We start from the raw sequence: 17,011 nt of genomic DNA on the forward strand, positions 1-17,011 counted from the left end.
ATTAACTATGAATGGAATAGTTGGAAAAGGAAAGAGTCTTTTCGTTTAATTTATAGATATAGTTAAATTAAGAAGTGTGGCAATATACCTGTATCGGACATAAGTAGGTAATAATTTTATGTAAAAAATGGAATTATTATCATACGATAGTAACTCCATTTCTGTTATACTATTTCCAATTAAACCCTTTTGTTGCTAAAAATTCTTTAATATGCGGACGTCGTTGCTCGATTAAAAAATCAGCCATTTGTTTTGTCCAATTATCAATTTTTCTGTTTGATGAACGGCTGTTATAATATTTTTCCATTTCCTCGTTGTAGGCTGGTAAAAGCTCTTCATATTTTTCAACATTGTATTCATTTTCATGTAATACAGCAGATACAGGTAAACGAGGTTTTACCTCATTGCGACGTGCTGGAACGCCGATTGTTAGCCCAAATAATGGGAAAACGTGATCAGGTAGATTGAATAATTCGCTAATTTCAGAAGGTTTATTGCGTACCCCTCCAATATAGCAAATGCCATAACCCATTGATTCAGCTGCAATAACAAAATTCTGTGCAAACAATGATACATCAGCTACACCAACAAGGACATTTTCAGCAGAATCGGCTACAATATCTACTCCTTCTAGTTTCCCAGCCATTTGAAGTCGCTTGAAATCTACACAAAAAACAAATGCCCCACCTGAGGTTTCATATTGACGTGGATTACCAGATAGTAAGCCTAATTTTTCCTTTTTATCTGCATCTGTTACCCAGATTACACTATAGGCTTGCACAAAATGGGATGTTGCAGCCATTTGTGCTGTTCCAATTAAATCTTCAATGATTTCTTTTGAAATCGGTTCACCATCATAGATGCGTACCGAGGAATGGCTACGTAATAGTTCTTTAACCATTAAAAACTCTCTCCTTTGTGTCTGTTCTATACCTTGAGCATAGCACGCTTTTCTAGCAAAATCGAATAATGAGGGATAAAAAGTTATACATCAATAATTTATAAATGTAGAAATTATCTCGTAAAGTAAAATATTTCATTTGATATAGATTAAATATTCTAAATAGTATAAAATTATAGGTGCGACTGTTTATTTGGTTGTGCTACCAAAAATTACAAAATCTTTATTCTCAAATGTTTAGACAGCATTAGCTATTAGGTGATGAAATGCTCCTGGAATAAAGATATAGCCTCTGACGGATGTCACAGATTTACTGGAACCAAATATGCAAGTTGAACAAAAATAAAGTGGAATGGAGGAATAGGGAATGGAAGAAAAATTTGCAAAAAAGCTTCGTCATGAACAATTACGAAGTAAGGTTGTAACAGCCGAAGAAGCAGCATCTTGGATTAAGGATGGCATGGTATTAGGGATGAGTGGATTCACACGTGCTGGCGATGTAAAGGTTGTACCTCTTGCACTTGTAGAGAAAGCGAAAAAAGAGGATTTCCAAGTAGATGTCTTTACAGGTGCATCACTTGGCCCTGAGGTAGACCAATACTTAGCAGAAGCAGGGGTCATTCGTAAACGCGGTCCTTTCCAAGCAGATGCTGGCATTCGTAATAAAATCAATAGCGGTGATATCACATTTGTCGATGCCCATCTTTCCCATAATGCTGAGCTTGTTCGTCAAGGTATTATTGGACCAATCGATTTTGCGATCATTGAAGCGGCTGCAATTACAGAAGATGGCTTATTAATTCCTACAACTTCAGTTGGTAACTCTCCTATTTTTGTGCAAGAAGCAGACCAAGTCATCATTGAATTAAACGTAGCACAGCTTGATGCATTAGAAGGTATACATGATATTTACGTGCCTGCACCACAAGGAAAGCGTGATCCAATTCCTTTACAGAATGTTTCTGATCGTCTTGGTATAATTGGAATTCCACTAGATTTAGATAAAGTAAAAGGCATCGTCATTTCGGATATATTAGATGCGCCATCAACTATTGTCCCCGCGGATGAAGAGACAGATGTTATGGCTACTCACTTATTAAATTTCCTACGTGAAGAGATTAAAGTAGGTCGCTTAACAACAAGTTTGCGACCAATTCAATCTGGGGTAGGTTCAGTAGCCAATGCTGTATTGCTAGGCTTTAAAGATTCTGAGTTTGAGAACTTAGAAGTTTATTCAGAAGTTCTTCAGGATGCAGTGTTTGAATTGATTGATGCAGGGAAAGTGAATTTTGCTTCTGCAACTTCTATTACCCTTTCTGAGCAAGTAGGAAACCGTGTTTATGGGAATTTTGAAAAATATGCTGATAAATTAGTGTTGCGCCCTCAAGAAATTTCGAATCAGCCTGAAATTATTCGTCGACTCGGATTAATCTCAGTGAATACGGCATTGGAATTAGATATTTACGGTAATGTTAATTCGACACATGTTTCTGGTACAAAGATGATGAATGGTATCGGTGGGTCTGGAGACTTTGCTCGTAATGCACGATTAGGGATATTTGTGACAAAGTCTTATGCTAAAGGTGGAGATATTTCGAGTATTGTCCCAATGGTCTCGCATGTTGATCATACAGAGCATGATGTTGATGTCATAGTAACTGAACAGGGCGTAGCAGATTTACGAGGACTTGCTCCAAAAGAACGAGTTGGGCTTATCATTGATAACTGTGCACATCCTGATTATAGGGAACAGCTGTGGCAGTACTTTAATGATGCCAATGAGGCAACGGGCGGACATCATACACCACATGACCTAGAAAAAGCACTATCATGGCACGTTAATTATGCGAAAAATGGTACGATGAAGGACCCTGCTTTCACGAAACAATAATACTACTTTAAAAGCCTTGAAGGACAGTTAGTCTGTTTCTTCAAGGCTTTTACGTTTTATTTAATCAAAGTCTTATAATAATCCAATCCATTTCCAATAAGTTGCAGAGAACAAAAGTACGAGAAGGAAACCAATAATGGTTAATGGAATGCCTGATTTCAAGAAATCCTTTGTTGTAAAGGAACCTGTACCATAGGCAAGCATGTTTTGTGGTGCACTAATCGGTAATAGGAAGCCAAAGCTTATGACGAATTGTTGCACAATAACAAAACCAACTTGATCCACATTAGCCGTTAATGTGGAGGCTAAAACGATAAACACAGGTATAAGTGCTGAGGCTAAGCTAGTTGCGCTTGCAAAGCCTAAATGAATCAAAATGTTAAATAAAGTTACGAGTGCGATTGTTGCTAGTAAAGGCATTGCATCTAGCCCAAGTGAACCAAAAACTTTATCTGATAACCATGCAGCACCTTTCGTATTCAGTAAAATGGTTCCTAGCATAATGCCTACAGCAAAGACGATAATTGTCCCCCATGGAATATGAGGCTCAACTTCCTTCCATGAATACACACCAATTTTAGGCATTAATAGAATAGCGATAGCAACTATTGTGACTGTGGTCGTATCGAAGGGATGTAATTTACCTTCAGTTGCCCAGAAAAATAGTAAAACTAAGGAAGTAACGATTAAGCGAATTTCAGGAGCCTTTAATGGGCCAAGCTCTGCAAGCTGTTTTTTGATGACCTCTTTACCACCTTCGATATTGCTAGTCTCAGGTTTAATTAACGCAATCATAATGAAAAATAAAACGATCGACATAATAATCGAGAAGGGAGCAGCGTAAAGTAGCCAAGCACCCCAGGAAATATCCACATTAAATTGCTCTTGGATAAAGTTTAAAGCCACCATATTTTGAGCTGCTGCAGTTTTAATGCCGATATTCCAAATGGAAACGGCTTGTACCGAAGTAATAACTAGCAAAGCAGCAAGCCGACTATCACGTGGTAAACCAAATGCTGCCACCATTCCAAGCAATATCGGTACTACAGCGCCAGCTCGTGCTGTAGCAGAAGGAACAAAAAATGCGAGGACGATAGAAACTAAAATGGCGCCAAATACGATAGCCTTTGTTTTCGTTCCTACCAGTGAAAGAATCCACAGAGCAAGTCGTTTATGTAGATTAGTAATTTGCATTGCAGCCGCTAGAAAAAGAGCTGCTGCTACTAAAGCAACGGCAGAATTACTAAATCCACTTAAGGATAATTTTAATGCGCCAGCTGTTCCTAGCTCTGTAGATGGGTCATCCATTGACGGAGCGAGTCCTAGTAAAACAGTTACTAGTGCAATGATCATGGCCGAGCTAACAGGATATGAAACAGCCTCTGTTACCCAAAGGATGACTGCAAAAGCTAAGATGGCTAAAGCTCGTTGCCCAGCTATAGGTAAATCGCCGTTATTAGGTAAAAAAGTAATAATGATTAGTAAAGCGAATGCTAAGCCAATCCATAGAGGCTTTAAGTTACGTTTTGTAGCTGCTTGTTTTGGTGAAGACATAATTTCTCATCCTTTCTACGATAAAAATGACGATTATTATCCATAACATCGGACTCCGTAATGTTTTATTAAGATAAGAATATGTCTATTTTATTGTAGAAAAAAACCTGTGTAAAATAGATGTTTTTTACAGCAATATTAGTAGATAAAGAGAAAATATATGGTCACACAAAATACAAAAATATCCATAAAATATTATTTCTTTTTCTTAAAAGCAGTAGTTACTTTAGGCTCTGTCCCATTAACTAAACGTTTAATATTTTCTATATGCAGGATGATAGCTATGCCAAAAAGAAGGACAGCTATAATGGTTGGGCCAATGCCTGGAATCCATAAATAAGTTGCTGTACAAAAAACGAGATAAAATTCTAGAACACCTACAATTAAATAATTTGTTGCAAAGGATAAAATAACAAATAAAATAAGTGCAAATAAACCAATCTTCCAATCAACAGCAAGTAAAATACCAATGATGGAGGCCGTTCCTTTCCCGCCGTTGAAGCCCATATAGAATGGGAAATTATGACCTAAAATAACCCCAGCAGCCATAATGTAAGTAAGCAGCCATATTTGTTCTTGTGTCAAATGAGTGGCATCCGCTAGATAAAAATGTGCACCGATAATAGCGACAACGCCTTTGCCGATATCAATGAGGGCTACTAAAACGCCATATTTCCAGCCAAGGGAAAGAGTAGCATTCGAGGCACCCGCATTTCCGTGGCCAGCTTTTTTTAAATCAACCCCAGATAAAAATTGAGCCACTTTAGAGCCGTGAATACAGCCTATTAAATAGCCAATCATAAGAAAAATGATCACGGCCTTTACCATAAAAATACTCCTCTCAAAATTTTTTCTAAAATAGTGTATGCGTTCATATTACGTATAAGAGCAGACAGAAGTTTCGGAAAAAATAAAATTTACATGTTGACAGAAAAAAACTCTATGTTTATACTGTGTAACAACGATGGAAATTGAATCTCATACTCTTATCAAGAGCGGCGGAGGGATAGGCCCTATGATGCCCGGCAACCAGTAAGTAATGAGCTTACTAAGGTGCTAATTCCTACAGATTCTAACTTGGATCTGGCAGATAAGGGGAGGAAAACTTGCAACCGCAACCCTCTTCTTAGCTGAAGAGGGTTTTTTGTTTTCTACAGAAAAATCCTCCTCATCTCCGGTACCATCGTAAAAAAATAACCATTTGGAGGTACACAATGACAAATTTTAAACCAGAAACATTGCTGTTACATGGTGGTCAAGAGCCAGACCCAGTGACGGGTTCTCGGACAGTTCCAGTCTATCGCTCAACTGCTTTTGTATTTAAAGACACTGCTCATGCGCAACGTCTTTTTGCCCTAGAGGAAGCAGGGAATATTTACACACGAATTACCAATCCGACTGTTGATGTGTTTGAAAAACGTGTGGCTTTATTGGAAGGTGGAACAGCAGCAGTAGCACTTTCATCTGGTGCAGCGGCTATCGCATTTTCCATTTTAAATCTAGCTGGAGCTGGTGATGAGATAGTAGCAGCTAGTTCTTTATATGGCGGTACGTATAATTTATTTGCTAACACATTACCAAACTATGGTATTAAAACAATTTTTGTAGATGAAACAAACCCAGAGAATTTCAATGCGGTGATTACTGATAAAACAAAAGCTGTCTTTGCAGAAGTTTATGGTAATCCAAGCTTAAAGGTTTTAGATATTGAAGCAGTAGCTAAGATTGCACATGATAATGGGCTACCACTAATTATTGACAGCACGTTTGCTTCTCCTTATGGTTCTACACCTATTGAATATGGTGCAGATGTTGTTGTTCATTCAGCAACTAAATGGATAGGAGGCCATGGTACAACCTTAGGGGGCGTTGTTGTAGACGCTGGTAAGTTTGATTGGGCTAGTGGGCGATTCCCAGGTTTTACTGAACCAGATGCTTCTTACCATGGGTTACGCTATGGAATTGATACAGCTTCTGCTGCTTTTGCTACAAAGCTACGCGTACAATTATTACGTGATTTTGGTCCAACATTAAGTGCAGATGCTGCCTTTAATTTATTGCAAGGGTTAGAAACGCTTCATTTGCGTATCCCTAAACACAATGAGAATGCATTGGCAGTGGCTGAATATTTACAAAACCACCCATCTGTGGAGTATGTAAATTATAATGGCCTAGAAGATTTCCCGACACATGAGTTGGCAAAAAAATATTTAAGAAATGGCTTCGGTTCAGTGCTTACATTTGGCATCAAAGGTGGACGTGAAGCTGGGCGAAAGCTTATTGATAGCGTGAAGCTATTTTCACATGTAGCAAATGTAGGTGATGCTAAGTCATTAATTATACATCCTGCTTCCACTACCCATCAGCAGCTATCAGCAGACGAATTAGTTCAAGCTGGTGTAACCGAGTCGCTCATTCGCTTATCCATCGGTTTAGAGGCAGTAGAGGATATTATTGCTGATTTAGATCAAGCCATTACACAGGCAACAACAAGTGAACAAACTGTAGAAGCTTAAGATTTAGAACAGAGGGAAGAATGGTGTAGCGTTTACGTATTTTCTCATTCGATTTGCCTCATTTGGTAATGCGTTAAACGTTGCTACATCAACTATTTACAGCATCCGTTAATTATCAGAACCTTATAAAAAATAATACCAAGTAATTATATATGTATTATTGACTTAATTAAATCCATGCTATATACTAGGAAATAAGTTAAGAGTACGGAAATTATTGTTAAAAAGGAAAATGTTTTCATAAGTGCTCCCTCACTTTTGAATATATAGAAGAGTAGTTGCCTAGCCAGTAACTGCTCTTCCCAAAAAACTGATGATAAAGGAGTGTTTAAAATGGGTAACATCTATAGTGCGCAAAACATTGTATCCTATCTAATATATGAGCTAAATGAAGGACACGTTTTTGTCAACAATAAATCCATTCAACACCTTCTTACATCAGTCGAAAAGAAATGGCAACAAGTTTTTGGTCATACAGCATTTCAAGAACAAGTTTTTACTGAAAAAGAAGACTATACTGTTAAGGAAGTATTTGAGACATATGAACAGTACGGTGTGAGCCATATCTCACTTCCTGCCACAGAGATTTACTTAAAGTATGGTACATTTCAATTAGTGGAACGTACGTATGCAATACCAGATTTTACAGAAGAAGAAATTAGTCTTGTTCAACACGCTTTAGAACAATATCGCTATCAATTGCTTTCAAGAGCAAGTTAAAATCCCCTCATATTTTTATGCTCATTCTCTGCTGCTACAGGGAATGAGTTTTTTCTTTAAAGGGATTGTTATGAATGTCTGAGCATACATATATAATAGAAGAAAGACATTCATATATTGAAATGTAAAGAGTCAATATTTGTTCAAATCTTATAGAATGATTAATAAAACGTATAATAAAGGGAATGAAACCGATTTCTTTTGCACATCTAGAGAAAACAAATGTCCTTCCTAGAAAGATTTTTCTTGTGCAATGTATGTATTTGCGTTACAATTTTCTTTAAGTTAAATTTTGAATTATTTGAATTTGTATGTGTTCCAACACATATAGAAATAGCGAAACTCATACAAAGAAGAGTTGTTGGCTAAAGACTGCGGTGGGTGTCAAATAGTCATGACACAACCCCATGGAAAATTAGCATTAATGAAACTGCGGAATGTAAGTTGGAGGGAATAACAAGAATGGCAACTATAAAGGCAGCGATTTTAGGATTTGGAACGGTAGGTCAGGGGATCTATCATATTTTAAATGAAAAACGAGAAGAGCTAAAAAATAAATTAGGTATTGAATTAGAGGTAGCGAAGATTTTAGTGACAGATGCTAGTCGTGAACGTGTGCCTGGCACAGCACATTTAATGACAACAAGTATGGATGAAGTCTTAGCAGAGCCAGGTATGCAGGTTGTGTTTGAAGCAATTGTGAACGAAGAACCTGCATACAGTTATTTAAAGCGAGCTGTTGAACATAAATGTCATGTTATTACTGCTAATAAAGTGATGTTTGCCAAACGAGGTTTGGAGTTACAGGATCTTGCAAAAGCTAATGGCGTTTTTGTAGGCTATGAGGCTACCACTGCTGGTGGCGTACCTGTTATTAAAACAATGAAAAATATTTTACTTGTTAATGATGTAAGTCGTATACAAGGCGTCTTAAATGGCACATGTAATTACATATTAACAAAAATGCGTGCACAGGGCTGGTCGTTCGAAACAGCTCTAAAAGAGGCACAAGGCTTAGGCTATGCTGAAGCAGATCCGTATAATGATATATCTGGGCAGGATGCATTTAAAAAATTAATGATATTAAGTGCCTTAGCTTTTGGTGAGCAACCAGATTGGTCAGATGTAGAAGTAATTGGAATCGATAGTATCTCTGCTGAACAAGTTCATGAAGCGTGTGAAAAGGGTCTGCGTTACCGCCATGTTGCTGAAGTGGAGAAACGAGCTGACGGTAAAATTATTGCAAAAGTCGGTCCACAACTAGTTGATAAAGAGCATCCACTTTATCCAGTCGATGATGTGTTTAATGCAGTGGCATTAGAGACTAACTATATTGGTACATTAACATTAGTCGGTCCTGGAGCAGGGATGTATCCAACTGCGAGTGTCATGGTAGAGGATTATGCGGAAATCATTGGGAAAAGAGCAGGATTTGTTGTGACAATCTAATAAAAGCTTAAAAAAAGCCCGCCATTCAACAATGTTCATTGTATGAATGGTGGGCTTTTAGTCTTCATCTTTGACATCAATATCCTCTGGAATAGGGGTAGAACGCCAAATCTCAATTTCTTCTTTAATACGTTCCAATTGATTAAAATAAGTGCTGAATTGTCCACTATTGATTAAAATTTGTTGGCCATCGTAAACAGAACGGATGCGTCCTTCGTAAATTAGACGCATTACTTGATCCACAGGCATGCCAAGATCAATAGCTGTCTCTTCAATTGTTTTGTACATACGATTCGCTCCTTTTACTGTTTTTATTATAACGTCCATTAATGAGAATGCATACTGTGGTAATTAAAAGAAAAGTAAAAATGATAATTGTTTGATTTTGGATAAATATGTATGATTAGTATTAATAAAGTTGTGAAGCGGGGATGAGTTGAAAAATGTTAAATTCATTGTTTGTATTACTAGCAGCTATTCTATGGGGAATGACAGGAACTGCCCAAACATTTTTGGAACAAGGTGTCTCTCCTATAGCAGTGGCCACAATTCGTTCTGCAATTGGTGGCGGTTTATTATTAGCTATTACAATTATAATGGAGAAAATTAACTTTTTAAGATGGTCATGGAAATGGACAATTTTAGCTGCGGCTAGTATTGCCCTTTTCCAAGGACTTTTCTTCTCATCCATTCGTCTAACAGGTGTAGCCATTGGAACTGTTGCTACTATTGGTAGTGCACCAGTATTTTCTGGTGTATTAGAATGGCTAGTATGGAAAACACGTCCTACAGCAGTATGGGGACTTGCTACATTGATGGCGATTATCGGATGTCTTTTATTATTCATGAATAATGGAGAAGAGTCAGTACACGTTGGTGGATTCACATTAGCTCTTTGTGCAGGTTTATCCTTTGCATTTTACACAAACATAAGTAAAAAATTAATGGCACAGGAAGATGCATTACCCGCAGTTGCTATGACATTTTCCATTTGCACCTTGTTTTTACTGCCATTTTCATTAGAAGGTGGTTTTTCCTGGCTAGGAAACGTGGACAACTTATGGACAATGCTGTTTATGGGGATTATGTGTACAAGCGTAGCGTATTTACTGTTTTTAAGTGGATTACAAAAAATTAGTTCATCCTCAGCTGTAACACTTTCATTAGCAGAACCATTAACTGCTGCAATTCTTGGTGTGTTTTTAATAGGAGAACACTTAAGTATAGTATCCTGGCTTGGTGTAGCGATGCTTTTAGGAGGCATTGTTGTTTTAACTTTAGGTGGGAGAAAAAAGCTAAAACCTTAAGAAATTCTTCATTTTTATAATAGCTGGTTTTTAAGATTTAGAAGATACACTTATATTTGAGAGCGAGGTGTATATCATGACGAAATTAACAGTTCTTGTTACAGATGACGATCAAGATATTCGTGATGGTATTGAAATTTATTTGAAAAATGAAGGCTATCATGTCATTAAAGCAGCAGATGGCTTAGACGCATTAAAAAAGCTAGAGAATAATGAAGTACATTTAATCATTTTAGATATCATGATGCCAAACATGGATGGAATTACAGCAACATTTAAAATTAGGGAAGAGCGCAATATTCCCATTATCATGCTGAGTGCAAAGGCGGAGGATGGCGATAAGATTCATGGATTATCAGTTGGAGCAGATGATTATGTAACAAAGCCATTCCATCCATTAGAGCTATTGGCACGTGTAAAATCCCAGCTGCGTCGTTATGTTCAGCTAGGAACGTATAGTGAGGGTGCTACAAAAGTGGAAATAGACGGACTTGTTCTTGATGAAGAGGCAAAAGAGGTTGTATTAGAAGGAGAGCCTGTTCGACTAACACCGATAGAATATAAAATAACGGAATTATTAATGAAAAATGTAGGGCGTGTATTTTCGATTCGTGAAATTTATGAACGTGTTTGGAATGAGGAAGCTTATAATGCTGAAAATATTGTAGCTGTTCACATTCGGAAAATACGTGAAAAGATTGAAGCTGATCCGAAAAATCCGCGCTATCTAAAGGTGGTATGGGGCGTTGGCTATAAAATGGAAAAATAAACTAGAGAAGTATATGACAATTGCAGGATTTGTTGCAGGCGTTGTTGGACTCATTTATTTTGGTGTTTATGCCTATCAAATTGTCAATTCTCGCTCCTCAGAGGTTTTACAGTTACTAGAAAGAATTTTTTAGAGGAGTGTAAAGATTTATGGTAAAAAAATGGAAATCCCTTCTCGTATTAATGTGTTTAATCTGGACGATTTTCGGTATGTTTACTTTTTGGCATGTAGGTTATCAGTATATTGGTAAATCATATTTCGATTCAGAAAATTTTCAGCATGAAATCGATAATTTCACGGCAGAGCTAGGACCGTTAGTAATAAATGTACCGAATGCTGAAGATTTGAAAGATAAAATAGAGGTTACGCAATCGGAAATAGAAGAGCATCGTAATTACTACGGAACACTGGGACAGCAAATCGATAATATTAAAGCCCAATACGAACAGCGCATTCAGGAAGCTGTAGATGCCAATGCAACAGAACTAAAGGCAAAGCTAGAGACTGAACGCGATAATAAAATTAAAGATATTACGACAAATTTTGAAGATGATGAGCATGTACGAAAGAAGATTCTTGCTGGGGAAGAAGCACTTATCGATCAATATATCAAGGCAGCACAAGGAGAAGCTAAAAACTTTAAAAAGGCTTATGATTACTGGTCTTATGAGCTGACGAATAGTGAAACAGGCAAAACGTACCGTGCAGGTAATATTTCAGAAAGTAGTGCCTATAAAATCAAGTATACTGAGCGAAATCCATTATATGTAGGGAACATAAGTGAGAATTTAAGGGATACTTTTTACCGTACAGAAAATTATGTGAATGTAGATAATCTTTATGAAACTGCTGAATATACGGGTGTCTTAACCATCTCAAAAAAGGCAGTCCAATCATTAGGGGTTATGCAGGATTATAGCCGTTTTCATCGGAATCAATATACCTTTTTCTTTGTGTGGCTCACTAGTATTGTAACGGCAATCTTTGCTTGGAGAGGGCGTAAGGATTTAATACAAACTGTCAAAGGTATGAAGGAACAAGAGATTTTAAATAAAGCAAGATTCGACTTTCAAGTTATTCTAGTATTAATCACAGGGTTGATGTCTCTTATTGCTTCTCAAGTTGTTTTTGAATCGATTGAATACACTTACGACTACAATTATCAACATAATTATGTACGCTATATATTAGATGTTGCTTTTAAAATTGCTGTTTTAGTGATAATTGGCAGTGCTTTCTTCGTGCAATTAATATGGTTGTATACAAGAGTAGATACTTTGAAAAAGCTAGAGGAAAATGTGAAATCTAGCTATCTATGGTCACTAGGGGATTCAATAACTGATTTATTTATCAATCGTTCGATTGCATTGCATTCAATTGTAATGCTAGCTGCAGCCTTCTTTGGAGGAGGTAGCCTTGTCGCTACCATGATAGGAGCAGGAGTAGGGGGCTTCGCAGTCCTTGTGCTTGGTATTTGTATGTTTATAGGATTCCCTGCTATGATCGTTTTCCTATCTAGAATGGGTTACTTAAATCGTATTATGAAGGATACGAAGGATATGGCTGAAGGGCGATTGAATCGTGATGTGAAGGTGAAAGGGAAGTCTCCACTTGCAGGTCATGCGGAAAACCTTAACCATTTACGAGAAGGTGTTCGTACGTCCATGCATGAGCAGGCGAAAAGTGAGCGGTTAAAAACAGAGCTGATTACAAATGTGAGTCATGATTTACGTACTCCTTTAACCTCTATAATTACGTATACCGATTTACTGAAGAAGCCAAATATTACAGAGGAAGAACGGAAACAATACATCCATATATTGGATAAAAAGTCTGAACGTTTAAAAGTGCTGATTGAAGACCTTTTTGAAGTATCTAAAATGGCAAGCGGTAATATTGAACTTCACCGCAGTCGAGTAGATCTAACGCAGCTTATTCAACAAGCAGTAGGAGAGCATAAAGAAGATTTGACACAGTCCCAACTAGATTTACGAATGACCATGCCACATGATCCAATCTTTGCATATGTGGACGGTCAAAAGTGGTGGAGACTTATTGATAATTTAATTGTCAATGTTTTGAAGTATGCGCTAGAGGGAACGCGTGTTTATGTGACATTAAAGCGTACGGCAGATGGCGATGCTGAATTTACAGTGAAAAATGTAGCGAAGTATGAAATTAGTGAGGATGCTGAGGAATTATTTGAACGCTTTAAACGTGCAGATGCTTCACGTCATACAGAGGGCTCGGGGCTTGGATTAGCCATTGCACAATCCATTGTTGATTTACATGGAGCAAGAATGAGCATTGATGTAGATGGCGATTTATTTAAAGTAATTGTTAGAATTTCAGCAATTTAATGGTAAAAAGGCGGCAAACATTTGCCGCCTTTTTTATAAGCCTAAATTTTTGGCAATAATAACCTTCATGACTTCATTTGTACCCGCATAGATCGACATAACAGGTATATCTCTATACCTTCTAGCAATCTTATATTCCTCCATATAGCCATAGCCACCATGTAATTGCATACATTGGGTAGCAAGGTCACGTGCATTTTCAGTAATCCAGTATTTTGCCATAGATACTTTTGTCACAACATCATTTCCTGCAATATGCTCTTCAATCAAGGTTTCCAAAAATGATTTACCAAGCTCGATTTTAGTCGCCATTTCAGCTATTTTAAATTGTGTATTTTGGAAGTCACCAATTGTTTTGCCAAAAGCCTGACGTGATTTCACATAATCGAGCGTTAACGCAAGCATATCCTCAGCGGCTGTTTGTGCGGCAATCGCTACTGCTAATCGCTCTTGTTGTAGTTTTTCCATCATGTATTGAAAGCCCTTGCCTTCTTCTCCAAGTAGGTTTTGAACAGGCACTCGACAATCTTCAAAATAGAGTTCAGCTGTGTCTTGGGCATGCATACCAACTTTTTCGAGCTGTCTTCCTTTTGTAAAGCCAGGTGTACCTTCTTCAATAACAAGTAGGCTGATGCCACGATGCTTTTTCTCAGCCTGAGGATTTGTCTTTACTGCAACGACCGCTAAGTTTGTATGGATGCCATTTGTTATAAAGGTTTTTTGACCATTTACGATATAATGATCGCCATCGCGAATGGCTGACGTTTTTATATTCGCCAAATCTGAACCTGTACCAGGCTCAGTCATTGCAATAGCTGTTATATAGTCGCCTGTAACACATTTGGGTAGCCAACGAGATTTTTGTTCGTGTGTTCCATATGCTTCGATATAAGGGACGACAATATCATTATGCAGACCGATTCCGATAAGACTAGAGCCTATACGTTCAAGTTCCTCTTGAATAATGATGCCAAAGCTGAAATCCAGCCCTAGCCCACCATATTGTTCTTCTACTTGTGGACAAAGATAGCCCATATCACCAAGCTTACGCCAAAAAGAAAGCGGAATAAGATGATCCTTTTCCCATTGTGCATAATGCGGTTCAGCTTCTTCAGCTAAAAACTTACGAAAGGTTTTACGAAATAACTCATGCTCTGTTGTTTCAAATTTATAACGTGTCATTTGAAATAGCACCCCTTTTTCCTCGTAAATGCGTAAATTTGCTCGTTCATCTACTATGTTACTGGAAGATTTGTGAAAATTAAAGTGCATTTAGTGTGTAAATGACGAAAATGACATCTATATACAGTGAAATGTCATGTAAAACGAGAGTAACTAATGAAATGAAAAGGTAAAATTATATTTGTCATTGCATAAAGTGACAAGTTCCTATTTTCTTTAGAAGATTATTCAAGTGCTTTCAGCAATATGATTGCTAAGTGTAATGATATAATCAATTAAATTATAGAAAGAAAGTAGAGGACTTGGTTATGCCAAAAGTAATCGGCGGTGTTCTTTTAATTAGTATTTATAGTGCGTTGACTTTCTATTTAGGGTGGGGAGTAAAGCAGTGGCTTGTAGCAATGGGATGGTTCCGTTTTCCAGCTTTATTTTGGTTAGTGCTGTATTTTGTTGCTTTTAGTATTATAATCGGAAGATTACATGAGTCTTTACGAGTGTTTTCTGTAATCAGTAATTACTGGATGTTTATCTTTGAATATGGCTTATTGCTATGCTTAGTTGCACAAATCATTATTTGGTTCACACCTTTAAAAAATGTACAATTAATAGGTAGTATAGCAGTAGCAATCCTATTCTTGTTAAGTATCATTGGCTCTTATTTAGCCTACTCTCCAGTTGTTCGACATTTAGAAATAACAATTGATAAAAAAGATAGTGAGTTAAACACACTAAGAGCTGTTGTGGCATCTGATTTTCACTTAGGTGTTTTATCACATAAAAAACATTTACAACGTTTTGTAAGTTTAGCTAATGAAGCACAACCAGATATCGTGTTGTTAGCTGGGGATATCGTGGACGATGACCCGAAATGGTTTGTTCAAGAGGGTATGGCAGATGTCATGAAACAATTAACCTCTACATATGGAACATATGGTATATTAGGTAACCATGAATATTACGGGAAAAAAATTCCTGAATTTATTAAGGAAATGGAAAATGCCAATGTAAAAATGCTCCTAGATGAAACAATTGTTATAGAAGATGCGTTTATATTAACAGGGCAAGAAGACAAAACGAATAAAGAAAGAAAAACACTTGAAGTACTAAAGCCTTCTGCAAACTTACCATGGCTTGTGATGAATCATACACCTGACGACTTGATTACGCCTTCTAAAATGGGCGTTGATTTACATATGTCTGGTCATACACACAAGGGACAACTGTGGCCAAATCAGTATATAACAGCTCGTGTATTTGAACTAGATTATGGTTATAAGTTGAAGGAACAGATGCATACACTTGTTTCATCAGGCTATGGCTTCTGGGGCCCACCGATGCGAATTGGCAGTAGATCAGAGCTTTGGGTAGTAGATATAAAATTTCAATAGTATGTGATAATCTAACAATGGCTTGTTAGGTGAAATGGCAGTAGTATATGAAAACGGAGTATTCTATAATAAGTGAGTATTTGATTAAAAAAGGTAAGGTGACATGGTGGAAATTATAGAGTTATTAAAAGCATTAATATTGGGCTTTGTCGAAGGTATGACGGAATTTGCACCAGTATCTTCTACGGGTCATATGATTATCGTGGATGATATGTGGTTAAAGACAGAGGAGTTTTTAGGGAAATATCCTGCCAACACATTTAAAATTGTTGTACAACTTGGGTCCATATTAGCGGTTATCGTAGTTATGTGGAAACGTATATTAAGCTTAGTCGGTTTATATAATATTGAAGGTCAAGCTAAGTCCATAAATGGCCGCTTTAACTTATTGCATGTTATTGTTGGGATGCTACCGGCAGTTGTCTTAGGTTTTGCATTCAAGGATTTTATTGACGACCATCTTTTTAAAGTAGAGCATGTTGTTTATGCATTAGTGGCGGGAGCAATTCTAATGATTGCTGCAGATAAGTTAGCACCTAGAAAACCAAAAGTAGATTCTTTAGATAAGATTTCCTATGGTTTAGCATTTAAGGTAGGGCTAGTACAATGCCTATCTCTATGGCCAGGTTTTTCTCGTTCAGGCGCAACTATTTCGGGTGGGGTACTATTTGGTATGAGTCATCGTGTTGCAGCTGATTTTACATTCATTATGGCTGTGCCAATCATGGCAGGAGCTAGCCTCGTATCCGTTTTGAAAAACTGGGATACTTTATCAATGGACTATTTCGGTTTTTATGCTGTCGGATTTATTAGTTCGTTCGTCTTTGCATTACTGTCCATTAAGTTTTTCTTAGCACTTATTTCAAAGGTAAAATTAATGCCTTTTGCAATTTATCGTTTAGTTTTAGCCGCAGTTCTTTGCGTTATTATTTTCATGTAAACAATAAGCCACGCTTCTTCTTCTGATCTGACCC

The 17,011-nt window shown here is 37.2% G+C and carries 15 protein-coding genes and 1 riboswitch; of the genes, 10 read left to right on the top strand and 5 right to left on the bottom strand.

Annotated elements, in window-relative coordinates; all coding sequences use genetic code 11:
* Positions 1 to 169: 169 nt before the first annotated feature.
* A complete protein-coding gene (gene chrR / locus MHB39_RS02060) occupies positions 170 to 901 on the bottom strand; it encodes a class II chromate reductase ChrR (RefSeq protein ID WP_016994441.1) in 732 nt (243 codons plus the stop codon).
* A 367-nt stretch (positions 902 to 1,268) separates the two neighbouring features.
* Between chrR and MHB39_RS02065 the strand changes: the two genes are divergently transcribed.
* The gene (locus tag MHB39_RS02065; RefSeq protein WP_339280593.1) at positions 1,269 to 2,792 is read left to right on the top strand and encodes a succinate CoA transferase; all 1,524 of its coding nucleotides are present in this window, start codon (positions 1,269 to 1,271) and stop codon (positions 2,790 to 2,792) included.
* Between the two features lie 72 nt (positions 2,793 to 2,864).
* On the opposite strand, the gene MHB39_RS02070 is transcribed toward MHB39_RS02065, so the two are convergent.
* Positions 2,865 to 4,346: a DASS family sodium-coupled anion symporter gene (locus MHB39_RS02070; protein ID WP_339280594.1), complete on the bottom strand. Its 1,482-nt coding sequence runs from the start codon at positions 4,344 to 4,346 to the stop codon at positions 2,865 to 2,867.
* A gap of 195 nt (positions 4,347 to 4,541) precedes the next feature.
* Positions 4,542 to 5,174, bottom strand: a complete 633-nt coding sequence (locus MHB39_RS02075; protein WP_339280595.1) for a glycerol-3-phosphate acyltransferase — start codon at positions 5,172 to 5,174, stop codon at positions 4,542 to 4,544.
* A gap of 155 nt (positions 5,175 to 5,329) precedes the next feature.
* Positions 5,330 to 5,443, top strand: a riboswitch (SAM riboswitch).
* Between the two features lie 117 nt (positions 5,444 to 5,560).
* Between MHB39_RS02075 and MHB39_RS02080 the strand changes: the two genes are divergently transcribed.
* From MHB39_RS02080 to MHB39_RS02090, 3 genes are all read left to right on the top strand, one after another.
* Positions 5,561 to 6,862, top strand: a complete 1,302-nt coding sequence (locus MHB39_RS02080) for an O-acetylhomoserine aminocarboxypropyltransferase/cysteine synthase family protein (protein WP_339280596.1) — start codon at positions 5,561 to 5,563, stop codon at positions 6,860 to 6,862.
* Positions 6,863 to 7,195: 333 nt separating this feature from the next.
* Positions 7,196 to 7,582 carry a hypothetical protein gene (locus MHB39_RS02085; protein WP_016994449.1) on the top strand — a complete coding sequence of 129 codons (387 nt, stop codon included), beginning with the start codon at positions 7,196 to 7,198 and terminating at the stop codon, positions 7,580 to 7,582.
* Positions 7,583 to 8,044: 462 nt separating this feature from the next.
* Positions 8,045 to 9,031, top strand: a complete 987-nt coding sequence (locus MHB39_RS02090) for a homoserine dehydrogenase (RefSeq protein WP_036078069.1) — start codon at positions 8,045 to 8,047, stop codon at positions 9,029 to 9,031.
* 57 nt (positions 9,032 to 9,088) lie between these two features.
* Here MHB39_RS02090 and MHB39_RS02095 read toward each other — a convergent pair whose 3' ends face one another.
* The gene (locus tag MHB39_RS02095) at positions 9,089 to 9,319 is read right to left on the bottom strand and encodes a hypothetical protein (protein WP_016994454.1); all 231 of its coding nucleotides are present in this window, start codon (positions 9,317 to 9,319) and stop codon (positions 9,089 to 9,091) included.
* A 155-nt stretch (positions 9,320 to 9,474) separates the two neighbouring features.
* On the opposite strand from MHB39_RS02095, the gene MHB39_RS02100 reads away from it, so the two are divergent.
* The 4 genes from MHB39_RS02100 to MHB39_RS02115 all read left to right on the top strand — a co-directional run bounded on the left by MHB39_RS02100 (position 9,475) and on the right by MHB39_RS02115 (position 13,467).
* Entirely contained in the window at positions 9,475 to 10,338 is an 864-nt protein-coding gene (locus MHB39_RS02100; RefSeq protein WP_342545726.1) for an EamA family transporter, read from the top strand.
* A gap of 76 nt (positions 10,339 to 10,414) precedes the next feature.
* The gene (locus MHB39_RS02105) at positions 10,415 to 11,107 is read left to right on the top strand and encodes a response regulator transcription factor (protein WP_016994456.1); all 693 of its coding nucleotides are present in this window, start codon (positions 10,415 to 10,417) and stop codon (positions 11,105 to 11,107) included.
* Positions 11,085 to 11,240 (top strand): hypothetical protein, encoded by a 156-nt coding sequence (locus MHB39_RS02110; RefSeq protein WP_016994457.1) that lies wholly within the window; start codon positions 11,085 to 11,087, stop codon positions 11,238 to 11,240. Before MHB39_RS02105 ends, MHB39_RS02110 begins: the two co-directional genes overlap by 23 nt.
* A 16-nt stretch (positions 11,241 to 11,256) precedes the next feature.
* On the top strand, positions 11,257 to 13,467 hold the full coding sequence (locus MHB39_RS02115) for a histidine kinase dimerization/phospho-acceptor domain-containing protein (RefSeq protein ID WP_342545728.1): 2,211 nt from the start codon (positions 11,257 to 11,259) through the stop codon (positions 13,465 to 13,467).
* 33 nt (positions 13,468 to 13,500) lie between these two features.
* On the opposite strand, the gene MHB39_RS02120 is transcribed toward MHB39_RS02115, so the two are convergent.
* Entirely contained in the window at positions 13,501 to 14,649 is a 1,149-nt protein-coding gene (locus MHB39_RS02120) for an acyl-CoA dehydrogenase family protein (RefSeq protein ID WP_342545729.1), read from the bottom strand.
* A gap of 308 nt (positions 14,650 to 14,957) precedes the next feature.
* Between MHB39_RS02120 and MHB39_RS02125 the strand changes: the two genes are divergently transcribed.
* Entirely contained in the window at positions 14,958 to 16,037 is a 1,080-nt protein-coding gene (locus MHB39_RS02125) for a metallophosphoesterase (protein ID WP_036078076.1), read from the top strand.
* A 106-nt stretch (positions 16,038 to 16,143) separates the two neighbouring features.
* Positions 16,144 to 16,977 carry an undecaprenyl-diphosphate phosphatase gene (locus MHB39_RS02130; RefSeq protein ID WP_342546881.1) on the top strand — a complete coding sequence of 278 codons (834 nt, stop codon included), beginning with the start codon at positions 16,144 to 16,146 and terminating at the stop codon, positions 16,975 to 16,977.
* The last annotated feature ends 34 nt before the right edge of the window (positions 16,978 to 17,011 follow it).

Origin of the sequence: Lysinibacillus sp. FSL K6-4013 (assembly GCF_038630435.1) — a bacterium.
In the GTDB taxonomy this organism is placed as follows: Bacteria; Bacillota; Bacilli; order Bacillales_A; family Planococcaceae; genus Lysinibacillus; species Lysinibacillus boronitolerans.